This window comes from Roseibium marinum (assembly GCF_002906165.1).
GTDB lineage: Bacteria > Pseudomonadota > Alphaproteobacteria > Rhizobiales > Stappiaceae > Roseibium > Roseibium marinum.
In genome coordinates, this window is record NZ_PPCN01000002.1 from 408600 (window position 1) to 428713 (window position 20114).

Consider the following 20114-nt stretch of genomic DNA (forward strand, 5'->3'; position numbering starts at 1 on the left):
CATGCTCCGGGTGCGGGCATGATCCGCGCCATGTCGACGCAAGATTCCACCCCCGCCCTCACCGCTGACGACCATCTCATTCTGGTCGACGGTTCCACCTTCATCTTCCGCGCCTACCACGCGCTGCCGCCGCTTACCCGCAAGCCGGACGGCCTGCCGGTCGGCGCCGTTTCCGGTTTCTGCAACATGCTGTGGAAGCTGCTGCAGGAGGGCCCGTCACCGGAAAAGGGCGACGAGCCGACGCATTTCGCGGTGATCTTCGATCACTCGGCAAAAACTTTCCGCAATGAAATCTATCCGCAATACAAGGCGCACCGTCCCGATCCGCCGGAGGATCTGGTGCCGCAATTCGGCCTGATCCGTGAGGCGACCCGGGCCTTTTCCGTGCATTGCGTCGAGCAGGAAGGCTTCGAGGCCGACGACCTGATCGCGACCTATGCCCGCCAGGCGGCCGAAATGGGCGCGCGCGTAACGATCGTTTCCGGCGACAAGGACCTGATGCAGCTCATCGGTCCGCATGTCGGCATGATCGACACGATGAAGAACAAGACCTTTGGCGAGGCGGAGGTCTTCGAAAAGTTCGGTGTCGGCCCGGACAAGGTCATCGAGGTCCAGTCCCTGGCCGGCGACAGTGTCGACAACGTTCCCGGTGTGCCCGGCATCGGCCTCAAGACCGCGGCGCTGCTGATCAACGAGTTTGGCGATCTGGAAACTCTCCTGGCGCAAGCGGAAACCATCAAACAGAACAAGCGCCGGGAAAACCTGATCGAATTCGCCGACCAGGCCCGCGTCTCACGGCAGCTCGTCACGCTGAAGCAGGATGTGCCGGTGAAAGTGCCGGTGACGGATCTTTCGGTGACCGTGCTGGATGGACCGAAGGCTGTCGGCTTTCTCAAGGCCATGGGCTTCACCACGCTGACCAGGCGTGTCGCGGAGACCGCCGGTGCGGAGGCGGACGCCGTCGAAGCGGTGGAGATCGAGGTGCCCGGCTGGGATGTTCCGGACCACAAGGGCCGTATTCTGGAGCGCAGTGCCTCAAGTGCCGGCACTTCGGCGGCTGGCCCGGGCGGAACCGGAGCGGAAAAGGCCGGAACGGGGCCCGACGGCATGATGGTGCCGCAGACCCTCGTCGAAGCCCGCGCCCATGGCATCAAGGCGATTCCGGTCGATTCCGGCACCTATGAGACCGTCACCAGCCTTGACCGGCTGAAGGAATGGTGCGCGGCGGCTTACGAGAAGGGCTATGTGGCCTTCGACACGGAAACCACATCTCTTGACGCCATGCAGGCGGAACTCGTCGGTCTGTCGCTGGCGACCGAACCGGGCAAGGCCTGTTACGTGCCGCTCGCCCATGTGGACGGCGAGGGCGATCTTCTCGGCGGCGGCGGCCTGGTGCCGGGTCAGATCCCCTTGAATGAGGCGCTGGAGGTTCTCAAACCGGTGCTGGAGGACCGTTCGGTCCTCAAGATCGCGCAGAATCTCAAATACGACTGGCTGGTGATGACCCGTTACGGCATCGACATCACCCCCTATGACGATACCATGTTGCTGTCCTACACGGTCGATGCGGGCAAGGGCGGCAACGGCATGGACGAGTTGTCCGAGCGCTGGCTCGGCCACAAGCCGATCCCCTTCAAGGAGGTCTGTGGCTCCGGCAAGTCGATGATCACCTTCGACAAGGTGCCCGTCGACAAGGCGTCCGCCTATGCGGCGGAGGATGCCGATGTGACCCTGCGCCTGTGGCTAATCCTCAAGCCGCGGCTTTCCGGCGATCACATGGCAACCGTCTACGAGACGCTGGAACGGCCGATGGTGCCGGTGCTGGCGCGCATGGAAAAACGCGGCATTTCCGTCGACCGGCAGATGCTGTCGCGGCTTTCCGGTGATTTCGCCCAAGGAATGGCGGCACTGGAGGCTGAAATCCATGAGCTTGCCGGCCAAAGCTTCAATATCGGCTCTCCCAAGCAGCTCGGCGATATTCTCTTCGGCAAGATGAACCTGCCGGGCGGCAAGAAGACCAAGACCGGCGCCTGGTCGACATCCGTACAGGTGCTGGACGATCTCGCCGCCGAAGGTCACGAGCTGCCGTCGAAGATTGTCGCCTGGCGCCAGCTTTCCAAACTGAAATCAACCTATTCCGACGCCCTGCCCGGTTATATCAACCCCGAGACCAACCGGGTGCACACGTCCTACGCCCTGGCGGCAACAACCACCGGGCGCCTGTCTTCTTCCGAGCCGAACCTGCAGAATATTCCCGTCAGGACGGAAGAGGGCCGCAAGATCCGCAAGGCGTTCATCGCCGAAAAGGGCCACAAGCTGGTTTCGGCTGACTACAGCCAGATCGAACTCCGGGTCCTGGCGCATATGGCCGACATCCCGCAGCTGAAGAAGGCCTTCGATGACGGCCTCGACATTCACGCCATGACGGCGAGCGAAATGTTCGGCACGCCGATCGAGGGCATGGACCCGATGGTCCGCCGCCGGGCCAAGGCGATCAATTTCGGCATCATCTACGGCATTTCCGCCTTCGGCCTCGCCAACCAGCTCGGCATTGGCCGCGGCGAGGCGGGGGACTACATCAAGACCTATTTCGAACGCTTCCCGGGCATCAAGGAATATATGGAGGCGATCAAGAGACAGGTTCACGCGGATGGTTTCGTCACCACGATCTTCGGCCGCAAGGCTCATTATCCGGAGGTCAACACCAACAACCCCAACCACCGCGCCTTTTACGAGCGCGCCGCCATCAACGCGCCGATCCAGGGCTCGGCCGCCGACATCCTGCGCCGCGCCATGGTGCGCATGGAGGAGAGGCTGGACGGCTCGAAGCTGGACGCGCAGATGCTGCTGCAGGTGCATGACGAACTGATCTTCGAAGTCCCCGACGATCAGGTGGATGCCGCCATCCCGGTGATCCGGGAGGTCATGGAAAACGCCTGCGAGCCGGTGCTGAAACTCTCCGTCCCGCTCCAGGTCGACGCCCGCGCGGCCCACAACTGGGACGAGGCGCATTAGGGATCAGGCGTTCAGGGAACGCCGCCGGAAAATCGGCTGGATCAGCCGGCGGTAAGCCAGTGCGAAACCCGTGTAGAACAGGAAGACGGAGGCCAGGGAAGCGAGACCCGCAAGAGTCTGTCCGGGAAGACCGTAAACCTCGCCCGTGTGCAGGAAGCGGAGAAACACGCGGGCACGCCGGCCGGGCGACTGGTCGTCCACGCCGCTGACACCAAGGACATCGCCTGTCACGCGGGAAACAGTATAGGTTTTCTGGCGCGACAATTGCGCGCCATTGCCCGTGTCGACAGTGACAACGACACGCGCAGCCTGCTCCCGGGGAAGTTTGATGGAAACGGTTCGCCAGGCGGGCTCTGCCTGTTTGAGCGTCGCCACGATGTCCTGAAGACTGACCGGATCGCCGTCAGCCCGTTGTTGGCCCTGAGGACCGCCCTGAGCAGTGCGGCCTGCCTCGAGAGGTGAGGCGGGCCCGAACGCGGCGACCACCAGGTCACTTGCCCAAGGATAGGAGATCACCACGCCGGAAAGCACAATTGCGAACAGTGGCACAAGGGACCAGATCCCGAAGACGTGGTGCCAGTTGTAGTCGCGAGCCTTGGCGGTCGGCAGGTTGCCGCGAAATAGCACGTTGAGCTTCACCACTCTCCAGGTCCATTTCCTCGGCCACCACAGATAAAGCCCCGAGACCAGGATGAAGAGAAAGCCGAGATTGGCGGCGCCGGTGACGGCCCGGCCGGCCTGGCGGCTTTCGCCCGGGAGGGCCAGCCACCGGTGCAGAACGGTGATTGTGCCGAAAAACGCTTTTGTTGTCTCCGCCGCGTCGTCGATAGGGATCCCGGAATAAGGGTCGAGCAGGCTGGTCTCCCGCCGGCTGACGGAGAGTTCGACTGGTGCGCCGTCGGCATTCGAAAAGACCAGAGAATTGCCGACTTGAGCACCGCTTTCGAGAACCTTCCGCGCCATCTCGTCCGCGGTGAGCGGTTGGGCGCCTGGCGTCCTGTCCACCGCGCGCTGTTCCATGTAGGCGATGATCTGCCGTTCGTAGGTCAGCAGCACACCCGTTGCCGACATCAAGAGAATGACGAGGCCGAAAGTGATGCCGACGATGAGATGCGCCCAGAAAACAATGCGTTTGAACGACATGAGGTCACAACTGTCCTGTTCCGGTTGAAGACGAGAGGGTTGTCTTCGCTGAAGGCCCACCATGACAGGGCTAGCCTTATGTTCCCCTGGCGTCAAAGCCCCGAGGCGGCATTGCCGGTGCGAAATTGTAACCGAATGTCACAGGTCCCGGAGACCGGAAATACCTGATCGGGCCTAAGCACCCGATTGCCGGGACAATCCCATGATGTGCTACAGGGATTGCGGGCGGTTGTATCGGGCGGAATACATTTCCAGGTCGCCTGCCGCCGGAAGAGGCATGCCAGGCCCTGAAGGAAGAGGGCCCCCGACCGCACGCTGGAGATCAGAGCCCGGCTTGTCGTTCCGTTTAACCTGCCTGAACGTGGATCTACGCGGCAGCGACGGCGGCAAGGAAGCGCTCGATTTCCGTCCGCATTTCCTCGGTAATGTGAACGGCTTCGCCGGCCTTTGCCTTCACGGTTTCCGAAGAGGAGTTCGTTTCGGCGACCGCATGGTCCAGCTTGCTGATATTGCCGACCATGGACTTGGTCTGCTGCGCGGCGCCTTGAATGTTGCGGCTGATTTCCGATGTCACGGCCGTCTGTTCCGTCACGGCGCTGGCAATGGCCGAGGTATATTCGTTGACATCGTTCATTGTTTCCGAAATTCCCTTCATCGCGCCGACAGCGGCCTCCGTCGAAGCCTGAATGCCGCCGATCTGGCTTGAGATCTCTTCCGTTGCCTTTGAGGTCTGCGTCGCCAATTCCTTGACCTCGGCGGCGACCACCGCGAAGCCCTTGCCGGCTTCACCGGCGCGCGCCGCTTCGATGGTCGCGTTCAGCGCCAGAAGGTTGGTCTGCTCGGCAATCGCCTGGATAAGCGTAACCACTTCGCCGATCTTGCCCGCGGCGGTCGCCAGGCCGGAAATCGTGTCGTTGGTGTCCTGGACACCGGTGGTTGCCTGGCCGATGACACCCGTGGTGCGCTCGACCTGCTGGGCAATCTCTTTGGTTGACGATTCCAGTTCCTCGGTGGCGGCGGCGACCGATTCCACATTGGAGGCCGCTTCCTCCGACGCATGCGTTGCGCCTTCCGCCTGGCTCGCACTCGAGGAGGCGACACTTTCCAGAAGCGTGGCGGTATCCTGCAGCTCACCGTTTACCTGAGTGACCGCTGACAGCATTTCCGCCGATCTTGTCCTGAAATCGGCGATGAGGGTGTCAACCGTGTTCTGGCGCTGCTTCTGGTTTTCGTCCTCGCGGGATTTCGCCCCTTCGAGCTCCACTTGCGCTCGCCGGTTGGCGCAGCACACGTCCACGGCCCGGGCGATATTGCCGACCTCGTCGGTCCGCGCCATTCCCTCGATATCCTGGTTGGCATTGCCCTCGGCCAGCTCCGAAATCTGGCTCGTAACAACCTGCAGCGGTGCGAACATATTGCGGTTTGCGTAAAAGATACCGGCCGCGGCAATGGCCAGCAGGGCAATTGCCGCGCCGGCGCCGAGGATCCGGCCGAAGTTGCGGATGGCCGTGTAGGGGGTCTGGTCGATTGCGAGAATACCCGATGCGGCGTCCTGACCGGAAAAATCCGTGAGGGTGATGGCGTCGAGATGATACCGGCCACTCGCATCCGTCACTGAGCCTGCGGCAATGTCCGCCAGGGCGGCTTCCGGGTCCAGGCCTTCGGGGAGCTGAGATCCGATCACCTTCGTGCCATCCGGGGTGTCGATCACCACCGCCAGCGGCACGCCGGTTTCCGTTGTAAACTGCTCCACGAATTTTTCGTGGAAGCTCAGGCCGAATTCCACCGAACCGACGTGGGACCCGTCGTGAACGATTGGAGCGATCCCGCGGTTTCCAAGGCCCGCGACACCTTTTTCCAGTCCGGATATGGGTGCGCCGCGGGTATTTGTCGCCACGACCGTGTGCCGGAAGCCGGACAGGTCGTCGCCGAATTTTTCCGGCTTGTGAACCCGCAGGAAGCTTTCCGCCGGTGGCAGGTGGAACTGGAACTGGCGGATGTCGTAGGTTGTTTTCAGGGCGCCGAAGGCCGGAACGAATTCGGCGGCGAGTCCATCCCGGTCCCCTGCGGCCAGTTTTTCCTGGACACCCTTCTGGCCCGCGACGACGGTTGCCATCAGCAAGGCCTGCCTGCTGTCCGCCTGGATGCGCGATTGAAGAGCCCGTTCGGCAGCGGTCACCTCGCGAGCCAGCGCCATGTCGGTGAGTTTGTTCGTCAGAAATTCGCTGAGGGAAAATGCCGATCCGGCGCCAAGCAGCGCCAGAACAACAAATAGTACCGTCAATTTTGCCCTGATTGTATTCATGATCTCTCCAATCCTTTGTTGTAAAGGTGGAAAGAGGTGTTGAATGAATTGTTAATGATACGAATGCCGACTCGAGAAATGCCAGTATCTACGTGTTTCTTCGGAGAAAAATATTTCAAACATGCGAATAATAAGATGTGTGTCTAGCGGCCAAGGGAGAAAATAGGCCCTGCCTGCCAGCATTCTGCCCCGGACAACGCGACTGATTCGCTTTTCAGCTCGTCAGAAAGCCGGAGGGGTTGCCTGTCTGGCTGTCGACGGTCGCCGCAGGCAGATCACACCACCCGAAGGTCCGGCTGCATCTTGCCGGCGAGCGCCGATCGGGGCGCAATCGCGCTTTCCAGCAGGTCGTTGAGGTGCACCTCGAGATAGTCGACGATGGGCGATTGTGTTTTCGACTGGGTATAGATTGCCAGTTCCGTTGAAGGCAGGCTCGGGAAGCCGTTGTGCTCCTTGAGAATCTTGAACCCGTCCAGAATAGCGCCCGAAGGCAGGCAGCTGATCCCGGCTCCGGACAGAACCGCGACCTGCGCGGCGGCGACGCTTGTCGTCGTGATGCGCTCGTACCATTGCTTGCCGGCGCGGGCCAGGGCGCTGAACGCCAGCTCACGGAAAGGACAGGGCTCGGGGAACAGGATCAGGGGAAGCGGATCCGTCAACGGACAGGATTCGCTCACCGCCCAGTGCAGGGGTTCCTCGACGACCCCCGCCGGTTTGGCCCTGGAGGGCGAGACCAGCGCGATCGCCAGATTGATCTCGTTGTTCGAAAGCATCTCGTGCAGCGTTGCGCTGTCCGCGACCGTCATTTCCAGTTTCACATTCGGATGGATCTTTACGAAATTGCAGAAAATCGATTGCAGCTGACCGGTCGCGTACCACTCCGGCAGACCGACATGGACGGTCCCGGTCAGTTCGGGAGCCGACAGGCGCAGGCGTGCCTCGTCATGGGATTTGAGTATGTCGGTCGCGTGCTGATAGAGTATTCGCCCGGCTGCCGTCAGGTTCATGGTGCGGGCATTGCGTTCGATCAGCGGTTTGCCGACCCGCTCCTCCAGGCGTCTGAGCTGGGTGCTGACACAGGGCTGCGTGCGGTTCAGCTTCGATCCGGCGTGGGTAACGTTGCCGGCTTCAGCTACCGCGACGAAGGCTTCCAGCAACTCGATATTAAAACGGCCGATAGTCATGGTTCAATATCTCCGTTTCAACGAAAAACCGCGGTTCGGCTGAACTCTGCAATCCAGTTCCACTCAAGCATAACGTTCTATTATGGGGCGCTGCAATTATAAATTTATCTATCGAAAAAAAATCCCGTAATCCGGGAGTCTCTTTCGTCAATGTGGGTATTCGATATGACTCTAGCGCTTTCAGCCGGCCAAACGGACTATCGGGAAGCAAACGAACCCCTCTTGTCGCTGCAGCAAAGAGTGCACCGGACGATTGCCTGGCACACCGAGTTCAGCCTCGACCGTATCGTCACGCAGGACAACAGGGTGAAATACACAAATGCCGGCCGGCGGGAGAGCGCCACCGACCATCTCGACGAAGTGTTCAGGCTCATGCGGGAGCTGAACCTGACCGGTATCGGCTCCCCGACGCTGGGCCGCCTGAACGAAAAGGGGAATTCCTTTCGGGACGCACTTCTGCAGATCTGCGCGCAAATCGCCGGGACGGTTGGCTCCGGTCCGCTGGTCTATGTCGAACTCGGGCCGGAGCCGGTCAAGACCGGCTTCATTCTCAGGACGCTTATGGAACTGGGCGTCGTCATAGACCGGTATGTCGCGGTCGATATCAATCCGATGTCGGTTTCGCATATGCGTCCTGCCTTGCGGGAAATTCTGCCCGAAACGCCTCTGGAATTCATCACCACAAGTTTTGACGCCTTCCGTCTGAGCGATGCCGTCGAGGCCGGCGGCCCGGCCGCGCTTGTAACCATGCTGGGCTTTCAGGAAGGCAACGATGACCCTGACACGGTGAACGGCTGGCTTCGGGACATCGTGCGCCCCGGTGACTTGCTGTTATCGGAAAGCCAGCTTTATGCGGACCCGCAGATCGAGAAGATACCGGGATTTTACGCCCATCCCGCCATGCAGCGATTTTCGCGCATTGCCTTCGAACAGGCGATCGACCGCGTCGCACCGACATTGAACAGGTTCTTTCTGCTTCCGGTGCCCTTTCAGGACGGCCGGACGGCCAGGGTGGCTATCCTGGGAGAAGAATTTTCAGATACAATCAAAGGAAGAAATCTGCACGTTTCCAACTTCTGCCTGAAATTGACCCTTGAGCAGTACCGTCATTATCGGCGGCACGGCGGATATTTCGAGATTGCCGGCGAGGCCCTGACCGATGACGAAACACTTCATTTCCAGCTCTCGCGCCGGAGATAGCGGCAACGCCGCGATGACCCGTAGCGTGACCGCGCCGGGTCTCGCCATCGTGGCCGTGACATACGGCCTGGCGCGCTATTGCTTCGGACTGTTCCTGCCGGAAATACGTCTGGAATTCGGCCTGTCACCGGAGATGATCGGTCTGATTGCCGGGGCATCCTATATGGGTTATCTGGCAGCGACCTTTGCCGGATCCTGGCTGTCCACCGCTGTCGGACCCCGGTTGCCGATTGTTCTGGGCGGCTTCGCCGCGGCTTCGGGCATGGCGATCATCGGCGCGGCTCCGGATCCGTTGACCCTTGCGCTCGGCGTCTTCATTGCCGGAACGAGCCCGGGGCTTTCTTATCCGCCCTTCTCTGACGTCATTGTCCGTTACACCGAACAGCGCCGGCAGAATTCCGTTTATGCCTGGATCAATTCCGGAACCGGCTTCGGCGTGGCCTTCGCGGGGCCGCTGGCCCTTTATGCGGGCGAAAACTGGCGTCTGGCCTGGCTGATCTTCGCCGCCGTTGCGCTGGCCGTCACCTTCTGGAACATGGCGACGCTGCCGAAGCGCAACAATTTGCCGGGAAAGACGGCGATGAGGGTTTCGCTCGGCTTTCTGTTTCACAGGGCCGCCAGACCGCTGTTTCTCGCGGCACTTCTTTTCGGGGTTATCACGGCGGTTTTCTGGACCTATGCCGTCGAATTGTTATGGACGCTTACAGGAAATCCCCGTGACGCGGTCCTGTTCTGGATCGTTCTCGGAATTGCAGGCGTGACCGGCTGTTTTGCCGGAGGGCTCGTCAACAGGTGGGGTTTGCGCCGTACTTATCTGGTGCTGGCGCTTGCCGTCGGGGCGGCCATTGGCGCCTTGCCGCTGCTCATCGGTACCCGGCTCGGTATCTACGTGTCTGCGGCCAGCTTCGGCACCGGGTTCATTGTGATGACCGCCCTGTTCGGCATGTGGAGCATGCGGATTTTCCGGGAAACCCCATCCATCGGCTTTGGATTTACCTTCTTCCTGCTTTCTCTGGGCCAGGGTGTCGGCCCGGTCGTCGGCGGATTCCTGATACCGGTGATCGGTCACTCGGCGCTGTTTGTCGCGGCCGGCGTTCTATGCTGCGGATTGACGTTGTTCAAAATACCGGAATAAGCAGAAAGTCGGGCATAACACCGCATTATGGTGTCGACCATCCGTATAACCGCTATTTGCTGGATTTCTTAAAGATTGTAGGCTTCATTCAAGCACGCAATGATTGATAAGGAAATCGCGGTTGGAACCCATGATCGTATCCTCTGAGAGAAAAAAAGACGTTCAACTCGATATGGCGCTTTGCCGGGCCATGTTCGAAAAGGATCCGGACAGGATGATCGAGCTGGTTTCCGAATGGCTGGAAGTCAACCGGCTCGCCACAAGCGACAGGTTCTGCGTTCCCAGGTATCTGGACGACATGCTTACCCGCGCCAATGGCTATACCGGAACCTGGCGTCGTAACCTGGCGTCGTAACCTGACACCTAAAGTACCTGCGCCCTTTCCGCCTTGTCACGGTCGGTCGCTTAGTATGCTGACCCTGGTGGAAGTGCTTTCCAGATCCCGTATCAGCTGTTTCATTTCCGCGATTTCCCGGACCTGAGCCTCAATGATGCCGTCGGCAAGGTCGCGCACACGGGGATCGGTTATCTCCGCGCGCCGGCTGGTCAGGATGGCGATGGAATGATGCGGGATCATGGCTTTCATCCAGGCAACGTCACCGATCGTTTCCTGGCTGCGCACCAGATAGAGCGAAGCGGAAAAGAGGATCGCCGCTGCGGCCAGGATCGCAATATTCGCGAAGCGGTTGCGGTACATGTTCAGCATGAAGGCAAGCATGACCACCGCCATGGCCGCGCCCATATAGAGTGCCATGAAAAGCCGCGTTTCACTGAAATAGATGTGATCGGCCGCGTAGGTATTCAGATACATCAGCCCGAACATGACCGCTGTCGAAGCGGCGATCATCGCCAGGAAGCGCAGGTAGGAATTTTTCATGGTGCCGGTCCTCTTGTAACGAACGGATGAGAGCCATCGCGAGCAACGCGAGCTCCTCGTTTTATGTGACGGTGGATACCGCTCATGACGGGTCTCCTGAATCTGTCCGCCGCGATCGTCGGGTAATCTTGACAGTGGCAGGATCGACCCGTCCCGAAGGTCTTGAGACTTAACGGCCAGGGGACCGGTCAGGTTCCAGTCGATGTTGAATTCCGGCATGCCGCCGGACGCGCCAGCCGCGCCGGAAGTCCATCCGTTCCACATTTGTTCTTGCGCCTTTTGCCCTTGTGTGCTTGTTTGGGATCTACTTTCCTCATGAGCCTTTTTGAAGATTTGGGGCATGGTCAGCAAGGTAACGACAGTCGCGTTTCAGGGAATTGAGGCAGTGCCTGTGGATGTGCAGGTGCATGTCGGGCCGGGCATGGTTGCCTTCACCATTGTCGGTCTGCCGGACAAGGCGGTAGCCGAAAGCCGTGAACGTGTCCGCGCCGCCCTGTCCGCCTCGGGCCTGGCGCTGCCGGCCAAGCGCGTGACCGTCAATCTGGCGCCGGCCGACCTGCCCAAGGAAGGCTCGCATTACGATCTCCCGATCGCGCTGGGCGTCATGGCGGCCATCGGCGCGATTCCGGCGGAATTCCTGGCAGGCTTCGTGGTGCTCGGGGAACTCGGCCTCGACGGCACGCTGGCGCCCGTCGCCGGTGTTCTGCCCGCCGCCATGGGTGCGAACGCACTAGGCAAGGGCCTCATCTGCCCCGAGGCGAGCGGCGGCGAAGCCGCCTGGGCCGATCCGGACATGGATATTCTGGCGCCTCGTTCCCTCATTCAGCTCGCCAATCATTTCAAGGGCACCCAGGTCCTGTCCCGTCCCGCGGCGAAACTTCAGGGGCGTGCGGGTGACATGCCGGATCTTGCCGAGGTCAGGGGACAGGAAAGCGCCCGCCGCGCCCTGGAGATCGCTGCCTCCGGCGGCCACAATCTGCTGATGACCGGTCCTCCGGGGTCGGGAAAATCCATGCTGGCGAGCCGCCTGCCGTCGATCCTGCCGCCGCTCACCCCGCGCGAGCTTCTGGAAGTCTCGATGATCGCCTCGCTGGCCGGTGAACTGGCCGAAGGCAAGCTGACCGACCGAAGACCGTTCCGCGCGCCGCACCATTCCGCTTCCATGGCGGCCCTTGTCGGCGGGGGTCTGAAGGCCCGGCCGGGCGAAGTCTCGCTCGCTCATAATGGCGTGCTGTTTCTGGATGAATTGCCGGAATTCAATCCGCAGGTGCTCGACAGCCTGCGCCAGCCGCTGGAATCCGGCGAGGCGGTGATCGCCCGCGCCAATCACCGGGTCACCTACCCGGCGCGCATCCAGCTGATCGCCGCCATGAATCCCTGCCGCTGCGGCCATGCCGGCGAACCCGGCCACCAGTGCCGCCGGGGCGAGCGTTGCGTCACCGACTATCAGGCCCGCGTGTCGGGTCCGTTCCTCGACAGGATCGACCTGAGGATCGAAGTGCCCGCCGTCACCGCGGCCGACCTGATCGGTCCGGCGGAGGCCGAACCCTCCGCAACGGTGGCGGAGCGCGTCGCCGAGGCCCGCAGAATACAGGGACAGCGTTTTCTGGAGTTCGGCGTTTCCTGCCGGACCAATGCCCAGGCCCCGGCCGCCATCGTCGAGACCATGGCCAGGACCGACGACCAGGGCGTCGCCTTTCTGCGTCAGGCCGCCGAAACGCTGCAACTCAGCGCCCGCGGTTATCACCGTGTCCTGAAACTCGCCCGCACACTCGCCGATCTCGACGGCCAGGACAGCGTCAGCCGTATCCACCTTGCAGAGGCGATGAGTTATCGCGGTCAGGACATGTCGCGCCGGGCGGCATAAAGGGTCCTGCCCGCCAGGCCTTTGACCTTGCGATCAGCAAGGTAACGACAGCCAGAAAACACAATTTAGAGTCTGTATCTTTGTGTTTTCCGGCTATGCTGGGCGCCACATACTCAAACATTGGAATCACAACATGGCTCAACCGCCCCGCCGACATACCAGCGCCATTGAAAGGGCGGAGTCCCTGTTCAAGTCGGCAACGACAAAACCGGTCGAAGAGGCGCCCAAGTCCGGCAGAACGGCGGTGCCCGTGGGCAAGGAAACGGTGTCCGTGCGCCTAGACCGTGATGTTCTGGCGCACTTTCAGGAGGACGGCCCCGGCTGGCAGGACCGTATCAACGCAGCGCTCAGAAAAGCCGCAGGTCTGAGCTAGGGGTGGTTTGCAATGAACAGGCATGCGGCACCCGCGCCGCATTGAACGGCGCAGATACTTTCCCGGGCTCCTGATCGGTGTTGTAGTGGCGCTTCGGATCAGATCAGGAGAGTGCGTGGTATGTCATCGGACGGGGCGTCACACGGCTATGAAGGCGGGCGGCTGAATCTGCCTTTTGTCGGTATCTGCACTTTCGGAAAATACCCTTATCAGCCGGATTGGGATGCCATCGACGCGGATGTCGCCGTCATGGGTGCACCTTTCGATATGGGCACCCAGTGGCGCTCCGGCGCCCGCATGGGTCCGCGCGCCATCCGCGAAGCCTCGACGCTGTTTTCCTTCGGCCATGGCGGCGCCTATGATTTCGAGGATGACATCACCTATCTGCCGGCGGAAACGACGCGCATTGTCGATATCGGCGACGCGGATATCGTCCACACCGACACAATGGAAAGCCACAAGCGGATCGAATTCGGTGTGCGCAAGATCCTGGAAGCTGGCGCCCTGCCGGTGGTCCTGGGTGGCGATCACTCGGTGAACATTCCCTGCATCAACGCCTTCGACGGGCAGGAACCCGTGCATGTGGTGCAGATCGATGCGCATCTGGACTTTGTCGACGAACGCCACGGGGTCCGTTACGGCCACGGCAATCCCATGCGCCGCGCGGCGGAAAAACCCTATGTGACCGGACTTTCCCAGATCGGCATCCGCAACGTCTCGTCAACGGCGCGGGAAGGCTATGAGGATGCCCGCCGCATGGGGTCCGACATCCAGTCCGTGCGCCATGTGCGCAAGCTCGGGGTCGAAGGGATGCTGGCCCGTATTCCGGAAGGCGCCCGTTACTACTTGACCATCGATATCGACGCCTTCGATCCTTCCATCGCGCCGGGCACGGGAACCCCCAGTCATGGCGGGTTCCTGTATTACGAGGTGCTTGAACTGATCGACGGGCTGGCCAGACGCGGGACCATCGCGGGCCTGGATCTGGTGGAGGTCGCACCGGACTACGATCCGACCGGCTCCACCAGCACCCTTGCCGCGCAGCTTCTCATGAACACCATCGGCAGGATCCTGCACCACCGGGAAGGATAACCGGGTGGTGGCCCCTACGATGATCCGGCTGCTCGGTAAAGGACCGGTATTCATGATCCGGGCCCTGGGAGGAACCAAAGGGCGGGCGTCAAAGAGCAGGTGAAAAGAGGAGCCTGATGTAGGACCGCAGAAGAACGATCTGTTGCGGGAGAACGGCGGTCTCCCCGACCGCACGGGACAGGACGATGCCACCCTCGACGGTCCCGGTGATCATGTCCGCAACCGTCATAAGGTCCACGTCGTCCCGGGGCGGATAAATGGCGGCGATTTCCTTCAACACTCCGAGAAAGCGTTCCCGCCAGGTCAGAATAGCCTGTCGATTCAGGTCGCGCACCTCCTGGTCGAACATGCGTTCCGAATAGGCAACCGTTGCCACAAGACAGCCTGGGTGACCGTTCGGCAGGTCTTCCATCAGTTCCGCGAACAGTTTCAGTCCGATCAGGAAGGAATGCAGCGGATCCCCGTGCAGGTCGCGGGCGCGGTCGAAAATATCGTCCAGGATCGCGTTTTCGGTATCGAGATATCTTTGCAGCAGTGCCCTGGCGAGCTGGTTCTTGTCCCTGAAATGGTAGAAAAATCCGCTCTTGGTGATGTCCGCCGCGGAAATGATTTCGTCGATGGAGGTTCCACCGAAGCCTTTCGATAGAACGCTCGCCTCGGCAATATCGAGGATAAGCTCACGTTTCGACTGCGCCTTGGCCATCTTCCGCCTCGAACCACTTCATTTTTCAATTCTCGTTCCATAACCGCACAATTGTGCGCCGTGACCGCAGCACGTCAAGGCGGCTTAGCGTCCGGCGCGGGGCATGACCACTGTACCGGCGGTCAAGTCGCGGGACGACCCGGCCGGACCTTATTCCCGGCTGGATCCATAAATATCTGATAATAATAGACAATTTGCGCAATCCGGAAACTTGACCACGGGTCTTCTATCGCCGGACGCCGCCTTCCTCCATCTATGACGGCGTAAACGGGAACTTCCGTTCCTTCGCAAGAACATTTTTGCTGGTGATTTCAAGATGACAATATTTCCCCGCCCTGCGCGGCTCTGTCCCGGCTTCGGTTTCGTCGCCGGGATTGGCCGTTTTTTCAGGAAGAAACCTCGATCCCGCCCTGTGAAGGGCAGTCTGCAAGGGCTCGACCCGCACCTTCTGCGCGACCTCGGCCTGCGGCCGGACGCACATTCCCTGTCTATTTTCAACTTCCATGAGGACTAAAACCATGAGCGGCAAGACTTTTCCGTCGCCGATCCCCGGCAGATACTACCTGACCGAGGGCGGTACAGAGACCGAAATCATGTACAAATGGGGCTTCGAGCTCCCGGAATTCGCAATGTTTCCGCTGCTTGAAAAGCGGAAGTCCGCGGATGTCATCCGCGGTATGTACCGGCGCTATCTCGATGTCGTGGCGAGATACGGCCATTCGGCCCTTATCGGCGGTTTCGACTACCGGGCGAGCCCGGACTGGGGTGCAAAGCTCGGCTATTCCGCGAGTGCGCTGGCCGAGGCGAACCTGCGATCGATCCAGTTTCTGAAGGATGTGGCCGCCGAATATGAAGCGGATATACCGTCAATGCTGTTTAGCGGATATGTCGGACCGCGCGGCGACGCCTACGGGCTGAACATGTCGGTCACGGAGGAGTCTGCCGAGGAGTATCATTCGGTGCAGATCGAAACCCTCGCACGGGCCGGAGTGGATCTTGTCTGGGCGCTGACCTTCAACAATCCGGCGGAGGCGATCGGTGTCGTCCGGGCGGCCCGCCGGTTGAACCTGCCGGTCGCGGTGTCCTTTTCTCTCGACAGCACGCACCGCCTCAAATCCGGGTTTCCTTTGTCGAGGGCGATCGCAATCGTCGACGAAGCCACAAACGGTTATCCCGCGTTCTACTCCCTCAATTGTTCCCACCCCCAGGAATTCGAACCGGCGCTCGAGGATTGGAACTGGACCTCCCGCCTTCGCTCCATCCGGCCGAACGCCGCGAAGATGGACAAGATCGCGCTTTGCAAGCTCGGCCATCTGGAGGAAGGCGACCCGGAAGAGCTCGGCCGGCTGATGGCCGATGTCTTCAGGCGCCATCCGCATATGGACATCTGGGGAGGCTGCTGCGGAACCGGTCACGTCCATCTGGAGGAAATCGCGCGGCACCTGCCCCAGCCGGTGCCGGCATGACCATGACCGTCGGCACCCTGCGCGTCATTTCAGCCCGATTTATTGGGCCGGGTCCTGGAGCGTGTCACGTTTAAGCAGATTCATGGTTTCAGGAAGACGCCCGAGGCGGCGTTTGCGTGGCAAATGCGTTCGGGCGGTTTTCTGAATTCGATTTAACGCGACATGCTCTACAGGCCTTCGAACAGCGCAGTCGACAGGTAACGTTCGGCAAAGGACGGGATGATCACGACGATGTTCTTGCCCGCCATCTCGTCCCGCTGACCGACCCGGATGGCGGCGCTCAGGGCGGCGCCGGAGGATATACCGACCGGCACGCCCTCGGTCCTGGCGATCTCGCGCGCCAACGCAAAGGCGTCCTCGTTGGCAACGGTCTGCACTTCATCGTAGACGGACGTGTCCAGAATGGCCGGGATGAAGCCCGCGCCAATGCCCTGGATCTTGTGCGGACCCGGTTGGCCGCCGGACAGGATCGGGCTGTCCGCCGGTTCTACCGCAACCACATGCACATCGGGATTGCGCGTCTTGAGCACCTGGGAAACCCCGGTGATGGTGCCGCCGGTGCCGATGCCGGAAACGAAGACATCCACCTTGCCGTCCGTGTCGTTCCAGATTTCTTCCGCCGTGGTATTACGGTGAACTTCCGGGTTGGCCGGATTTTCGAACTGCTGCGGCATTACCGAGCCCTCGATCTCGCCCAGCAGCTCTTCGGCGCGGGCGATCGCGCCCTTCATGCCTTTCGGGCCTTCGGTCAACTCCAGTTCCGCACCCATGATCTTGAACATCTTGCGGCGCTCGACGGACATGGTCTCCGGCATCACCAGGATCAGCCGGTAGCCCTTGGCGGCGGCAACAAAGGCTAGTGCAATGCCGGTATTACCGGATGTCGGCTCCACCAGCGTAGTCTTGCCGGGCACGATCCTGCCGTCGGCTTCCATCGCCTCGACCATTGCGACACCGATACGGTCCTTGACGCTGGAGATCGGATTGAAGAACTCCAGCTTGGCCAGCAGGTTACCCTTGACGCCATGGGTCTTCGCGAGACGGTCCAGTCTGACGATCGGTGTGTCGCCGATGGTATCCGTGATGGAGGAATAGATTTTTCCCCGGCCGCTGGTCTTGATGGTCATCGATGTCTCCCTGAAGCAACCTGTTGGCATTGGCAGCACAGGAAAGCCGTGCAATCCTGATTGGTTGGTGGGCTAAGATAATACGGCCATTGGAAAGTTTTAAGGGGTGTGAGATGCCTTTACCGCCACGCCGGTAAAACCTTTTTCCCCGAAAAGCTCATGTTTTGGAAAACAGCAGGTCCGGAAGCTCCGCCATGGCCTCGAAAAGCACCGCGCCCGCTGCGCGCATCGCGTCCCGGTCGCAGGCCGGGTCCTCGACAAAGGCGAAGGCGCGCATGCCCGCCGCCCTGGCGGCCAGAACGCCCGGCACACTGTCCTCGACGACGGCACAGCTTTCCGGCCGGTGGCCCATTGTCCGGGCGGCAAGAAGAAAGACATCCGGGGCCGGTTTGCCTTTTTCGCAGTCTTCCGCCGAAAACAATCTGTCGCTCAGCCGCGGCAAGAGACCGGAGCTGCCGAGCGTCGTGTGCATTTTCCGGTATTTGCCGGAAGAGGCAACGCAATAGGGCACCTCGCGTCGATTCAGATCGTCCAGAACCGCCTCGATGCCGTCAATGGCATCCACGCCGGCCTTGAAGGCTTCCAGATCCCGGTCGCGCACCTGATCCGGCCAGTCTGGCGGCAAGGTCCTGCCGGTCAGTTCCTCGACAAGCTCCTGCACGTTTTCCAGTGTCCGGCCCATGAACTGCTGCTGGCATTGCGGTCCGGTCATCGGATAGCCGAGGTCGGTGACAATGGCGGCCATGGTTCGGTTCGCCATGCGTTCGGTATCGACGAGAACGCCGTCGCAATCGAAAATGACAAGGCCTGGTTTCATCAGAGGTCCCCGGCGGTTCAGCTTCTGCCGGTCGAGCCAAACCCGCCGGCCCCGCGCGTCGTGTCCGTCAACTCGGTGACTTCCAGAATTTGCGCCTGGAGCACGGGCGCGATCACCATCTGGGCAATCCGGTCGCCGCGGCTGATTTCGAATGGCGCGTCACCGTGATTGATCAGGATGACCTTCACCTCGCCGCGATAATCCGCGTCGATCGTGCCGGGTGTGTTCAGAACCGTGACGCCATGTTTGGCGGCAAGGCCGGAGCGCGGCCGGACCTGCGCCTCGAAACCGGTCGGCAGGGCCATGGCAAGCCCGGTGGGGATCAGCGCTCTCGTTCCCGGCGCAAGAACCAGCGATTCGCCGACAGCGGCGAGGAGATCGAGCCCCGCGGCCAGATCGGACTGATAGGCGGGAAGCGGGAGATCCCTGCCGTGGTCAAGGCGCTTCAGTTCCAGGGAAATTTGCATCGTCGGTTTCCGGCTGTGAGGTCCCGGCTGAGTGACGATATTCGGCGCTTCCTGTCAAGAACCGGGCGGCAATTGCAGCAAGTATCCCGGCAGAGGAAATGGCAGCACCTACTTGCGGTCGCGGCGTTCTCCTGAAACACTCCGGCGCATAACGATGGTGCCACGGCCTCGGGCCGATTTGGGAGACAAGCAATATGAGACAATTGATATTTGCGATTACGGCCTTTGCGATGCTTGCATCGGCGCCGGCCGTCGCACAGACCGTCGGCTTCGCCGAAGCTATCAAGATGCTGGGCGCGAGCTGCGGCAAGGACATCGAGACCTACTGCAAGTCGGCTTCTCTTGCCAACAACGGGATCACCAATTGTCTTGAAAAGAACAAGGCGAAAGTCTCGGCGAAATGCAATGCCGACCGGGTGACCGTTCTTTCGCTGATTCGGGAACGGCTGGCTGCCCAGGCATCGGTCGCGCAGATCTGCAGCCGTGACTCGGCGCAATACTGCAAGGGCGTCAAGGAAGGCGCGGGACATATTCTTCGCTGCCTGTTGAAAGCCCAACCTTCCGTCAGCGCGAAATGCAACACCGCCATTGATCTGGCCGGTTACCGCTAACACCGGTTTTTGGAGAATTCTTATGAAAACATATCTTCTGGCCGGTCTTTCGGCGGCAATTCTCGCTGTTTCCAGCGTCGGCGCTGCCGCACAAACCAAACTGAACCGCAATGAAATCATCAACTCCCTGCAAGGGGCGCAGCAGGAAGTGGACCTGACCGCCGACCAGATGCAGAAGGCGGCGATCGAGAACATCCGGAAATATCCCGGAGCCAATTCTCCGCACGACATGCCTCTGTCGGCCAAGTTGGCGACCTTGCGCCAGTTCAACGTCGAGATCACCTTCGAATTCGATTCCGACCGTATCCGCCCGGATTCATACGAGACGGTCGGATTGATCGCCGATGCGCTTCACACGCCGTATCTGCAGGGTCAGACCTTCGTTATCGTCGGTCACACCGACGCCAAGGGCCCGCGCCAATATAACCTGGACCTCTCCATCAAACGCGCGCAAGCGGTGCGTGAGGCGCTGGTCACGACCTTCCAGGTGCCGGGCCAGTATCTGTTCGCCGTCGGTCTTGGCGAGGAACAGCTTCGCGATCCGTCCAAGCCGGACGCGGCAGTCAACCGGCGCGTCCAGTTGATCAACCTGGGCTACAAATAAACGGCCAAAGTCAGGGTCGGGCCGTAAAAAGCCTGAACGAAGCAAGTGTTTCCCGGTCGATTGTTCAAAAATCCGGAACAAATAATCTCCGGAATGACATCTACCGGGAACCTCTGAAGTCTCTATCT

General features: G+C 60.8%; 18 protein-coding genes. 10 read left to right on the plus strand and 8 right to left on the minus strand.

Features of this window, described 5'->3' with window-relative positions:
• Positions 1-18 precede the first annotated feature (18 nt).
• A complete protein-coding gene (gene polA, locus CLV41_RS08855) occupies positions 19-3015 on the plus strand; it encodes a DNA polymerase I (protein ID WP_103221937.1) in 2997 nt (998 codons plus the stop codon).
• Between the two features lie 3 nt (positions 3016-3018).
• Here polA and CLV41_RS08860 read toward each other — a convergent pair whose 3' ends face one another.
• The 3 genes from CLV41_RS08860 to CLV41_RS08870 all read right to left on the minus strand — a co-directional run bounded on the left by CLV41_RS08860 (position 3019) and on the right by CLV41_RS08870 (position 7647).
• A complete protein-coding gene (locus CLV41_RS08860; protein ID WP_170107151.1) occupies positions 3019-4158 on the minus strand; it encodes a PepSY-associated TM helix domain-containing protein in 1140 nt (379 codons plus the stop codon).
• Positions 4159-4525: 367 nt separating this feature from the next.
• On the minus strand, positions 4526-6463 hold the full coding sequence (locus tag CLV41_RS08865) for a methyl-accepting chemotaxis protein (RefSeq protein WP_103221939.1): 1938 nt from the start codon (positions 6461-6463) through the stop codon (positions 4526-4528).
• Positions 6464-6738: 275 nt separating this feature from the next.
• Positions 6739-7647: a LysR family transcriptional regulator gene (locus CLV41_RS08870; RefSeq protein ID WP_103221940.1), complete on the minus strand. Its 909-nt coding sequence runs from the start codon at positions 7645-7647 to the stop codon at positions 6739-6741.
• A gap of 165 nt (positions 7648-7812) precedes the next feature.
• Between CLV41_RS08870 and CLV41_RS08875 the strand changes: the two genes are divergently transcribed.
• From CLV41_RS08875 to CLV41_RS08885, 3 genes are all read left to right on the plus strand, one after another.
• A complete protein-coding gene (locus CLV41_RS08875) occupies positions 7813-8847 on the plus strand; it encodes a hypothetical protein (protein WP_146048539.1) in 1035 nt (344 codons plus the stop codon).
• Positions 8807-9982 carry an MFS transporter gene (locus CLV41_RS08880; protein ID WP_103221942.1) on the plus strand — a complete coding sequence of 392 codons (1176 nt, stop codon included), beginning with the start codon at positions 8807-8809 and terminating at the stop codon, positions 9980-9982. The genes CLV41_RS08875 and CLV41_RS08880 overlap by 41 nt, the downstream gene beginning before the upstream one ends.
• Before the next feature lie 130 nt (positions 9983-10112).
• Positions 10113-10337 (plus strand): hypothetical protein, encoded by a 225-nt coding sequence (locus CLV41_RS08885; protein WP_103221943.1) that lies wholly within the window; start codon positions 10113-10115, stop codon positions 10335-10337.
• Between the two features lie 36 nt (positions 10338-10373).
• Here CLV41_RS08885 and CLV41_RS08890 read toward each other — a convergent pair whose 3' ends face one another.
• The gene (locus tag CLV41_RS08890) at positions 10374-10859 is read right to left on the minus strand and encodes a DUF305 domain-containing protein (RefSeq protein ID WP_103221944.1); all 486 of its coding nucleotides are present in this window, start codon (positions 10857-10859) and stop codon (positions 10374-10376) included.
• 340 nt (positions 10860-11199) lie between these two features.
• On the opposite strand from CLV41_RS08890, the gene CLV41_RS08895 reads away from it, so the two are divergent.
• The 3 genes from CLV41_RS08895 to CLV41_RS08905 all read left to right on the plus strand — a co-directional run bounded on the left by CLV41_RS08895 (position 11200) and on the right by CLV41_RS08905 (position 14191).
• On the plus strand, positions 11200-12726 hold the full coding sequence (locus CLV41_RS08895; RefSeq protein WP_103221945.1) for a YifB family Mg chelatase-like AAA ATPase: 1527 nt from the start codon (positions 11200-11202) through the stop codon (positions 12724-12726).
• A gap of 133 nt (positions 12727-12859) precedes the next feature.
• Complete coding sequence (locus CLV41_RS08900; protein WP_103221946.1) at positions 12860-13099, plus strand: BrnA antitoxin family protein; 240 nt, start codon at positions 12860-12862, stop codon at positions 13097-13099.
• Between the two features lie 120 nt (positions 13100-13219).
• The gene (locus tag CLV41_RS08905; protein ID WP_103221947.1) at positions 13220-14191 is read left to right on the plus strand and encodes an agmatinase; all 972 of its coding nucleotides are present in this window, start codon (positions 13220-13222) and stop codon (positions 14189-14191) included.
• A gap of 88 nt (positions 14192-14279) precedes the next feature.
• On the opposite strand, the gene CLV41_RS08910 is transcribed toward CLV41_RS08905, so the two are convergent.
• Positions 14280-14894 (minus strand): TetR/AcrR family transcriptional regulator, encoded by a 615-nt coding sequence (locus CLV41_RS08910; protein ID WP_103221948.1) that lies wholly within the window; start codon positions 14892-14894, stop codon positions 14280-14282.
• 518 nt (positions 14895-15412) lie between these two features.
• On the opposite strand from CLV41_RS08910, the gene CLV41_RS08920 reads away from it, so the two are divergent.
• Positions 15413-16360: a homocysteine S-methyltransferase family protein gene (locus CLV41_RS08920; protein ID WP_103221950.1), complete on the plus strand. Its 948-nt coding sequence runs from the start codon at positions 15413-15415 to the stop codon at positions 16358-16360.
• A gap of 167 nt (positions 16361-16527) precedes the next feature.
• Here CLV41_RS08920 and cysK read toward each other — a convergent pair whose 3' ends face one another.
• The 3 genes from cysK to dut form a co-directional block, all read right to left on the minus strand.
• Complete coding sequence (gene cysK / locus CLV41_RS08925) at positions 16528-17487, minus strand: cysteine synthase A (protein WP_103221951.1); 960 nt, start codon at positions 17485-17487, stop codon at positions 16528-16530.
• Between the two features lie 157 nt (positions 17488-17644).
• Complete coding sequence (locus CLV41_RS08930; protein WP_103221952.1) at positions 17645-18304, minus strand: HAD family hydrolase; 660 nt, start codon at positions 18302-18304, stop codon at positions 17645-17647.
• 17 nt (positions 18305-18321) lie between these two features.
• Entirely contained in the window at positions 18322-18771 is a 450-nt protein-coding gene (gene dut / locus CLV41_RS08935) for a dUTP diphosphatase (protein ID WP_103221953.1), read from the minus strand.
• A 194-nt stretch (positions 18772-18965) separates the two neighbouring features.
• Between dut and CLV41_RS08940 the strand changes: the two genes are divergently transcribed.
• Both CLV41_RS08940 and CLV41_RS08945 read left to right on the plus strand, forming a co-directional pair.
• A complete protein-coding gene (locus CLV41_RS08940) occupies positions 18966-19382 on the plus strand; it encodes a hypothetical protein (protein WP_208987385.1) in 417 nt (138 codons plus the stop codon).
• Between the two features lie 22 nt (positions 19383-19404).
• Positions 19405-19986, plus strand: a complete 582-nt coding sequence (locus CLV41_RS08945; protein ID WP_103221954.1) for an OmpA family protein — start codon at positions 19405-19407, stop codon at positions 19984-19986.
• Positions 19987-20114: the final 128 nt, after the last annotated feature.

Excerpts from the sequence above, each read along its gene's own strand:
- polA (WP_103221937.1), top strand. The coding sequence starts at position 19 with ATGATCCGCGCCATGTCGACGCAAGATTCCACCCCCGCCCTCACCGCT.
- CLV41_RS08860 (WP_170107151.1), bottom strand. The coding sequence starts at position 4,158 with ATGTCGTTCAAACGCATTGTTTTCTGGGCGCATCTCATCGTCGGCATC.
- CLV41_RS08865 (WP_103221939.1), bottom strand. The coding sequence starts at position 6,463 with ATGAATACAATCAGGGCAAAATTGACGGTACTATTTGTTGTTCTGGCG.
- CLV41_RS08870 (WP_103221940.1), bottom strand. The coding sequence starts at position 7,647 with ATGACTATCGGCCGTTTTAATATCGAGTTGCTGGAAGCCTTCGTCGCG.
- CLV41_RS08875 (WP_146048539.1), top strand. The coding sequence starts at position 7,813 with ATGACTCTAGCGCTTTCAGCCGGCCAAACGGACTATCGGGAAGCAAAC.
- CLV41_RS08880 (WP_103221942.1), top strand. The coding sequence starts at position 8,807 with ATGACGAAACACTTCATTTCCAGCTCTCGCGCCGGAGATAGCGGCAAC.
- CLV41_RS08885 (WP_103221943.1), top strand. The coding sequence starts at position 10,113 with ATGATCGTATCCTCTGAGAGAAAAAAAGACGTTCAACTCGATATGGCG.
- CLV41_RS08890 (WP_103221944.1), bottom strand. The coding sequence starts at position 10,859 with ATGAAAAATTCCTACCTGCGCTTCCTGGCGATGATCGCCGCTTCGACA.
- CLV41_RS08895 (WP_103221945.1), top strand. The coding sequence starts at position 11,200 with ATGGTCAGCAAGGTAACGACAGTCGCGTTTCAGGGAATTGAGGCAGTG.
- CLV41_RS08900 (WP_103221946.1), top strand. The coding sequence starts at position 12,860 with ATGGCTCAACCGCCCCGCCGACATACCAGCGCCATTGAAAGGGCGGAG.
- CLV41_RS08905 (WP_103221947.1), top strand. The coding sequence starts at position 13,220 with ATGTCATCGGACGGGGCGTCACACGGCTATGAAGGCGGGCGGCTGAAT.
- CLV41_RS08910 (WP_103221948.1), bottom strand. The coding sequence starts at position 14,894 with ATGGCCAAGGCGCAGTCGAAACGTGAGCTTATCCTCGATATTGCCGAG.
- CLV41_RS08920 (WP_103221950.1), top strand. The coding sequence starts at position 15,413 with ATGAGCGGCAAGACTTTTCCGTCGCCGATCCCCGGCAGATACTACCTG.
- cysK (WP_103221951.1), bottom strand. The coding sequence starts at position 17,487 with ATGACCATCAAGACCAGCGGCCGGGGAAAAATCTATTCCTCCATCACG.
- CLV41_RS08930 (WP_103221952.1), bottom strand. The coding sequence starts at position 18,304 with ATGAAACCAGGCCTTGTCATTTTCGATTGCGACGGCGTTCTCGTCGAT.
- dut (WP_103221953.1), bottom strand. The coding sequence starts at position 18,771 with ATGCAAATTTCCCTGGAACTGAAGCGCCTTGACCACGGCAGGGATCTC.
- CLV41_RS08940 (WP_208987385.1), top strand. The coding sequence starts at position 18,966 with ATGAGACAATTGATATTTGCGATTACGGCCTTTGCGATGCTTGCATCG.
- CLV41_RS08945 (WP_103221954.1), top strand. The coding sequence starts at position 19,405 with ATGAAAACATATCTTCTGGCCGGTCTTTCGGCGGCAATTCTCGCTGTT.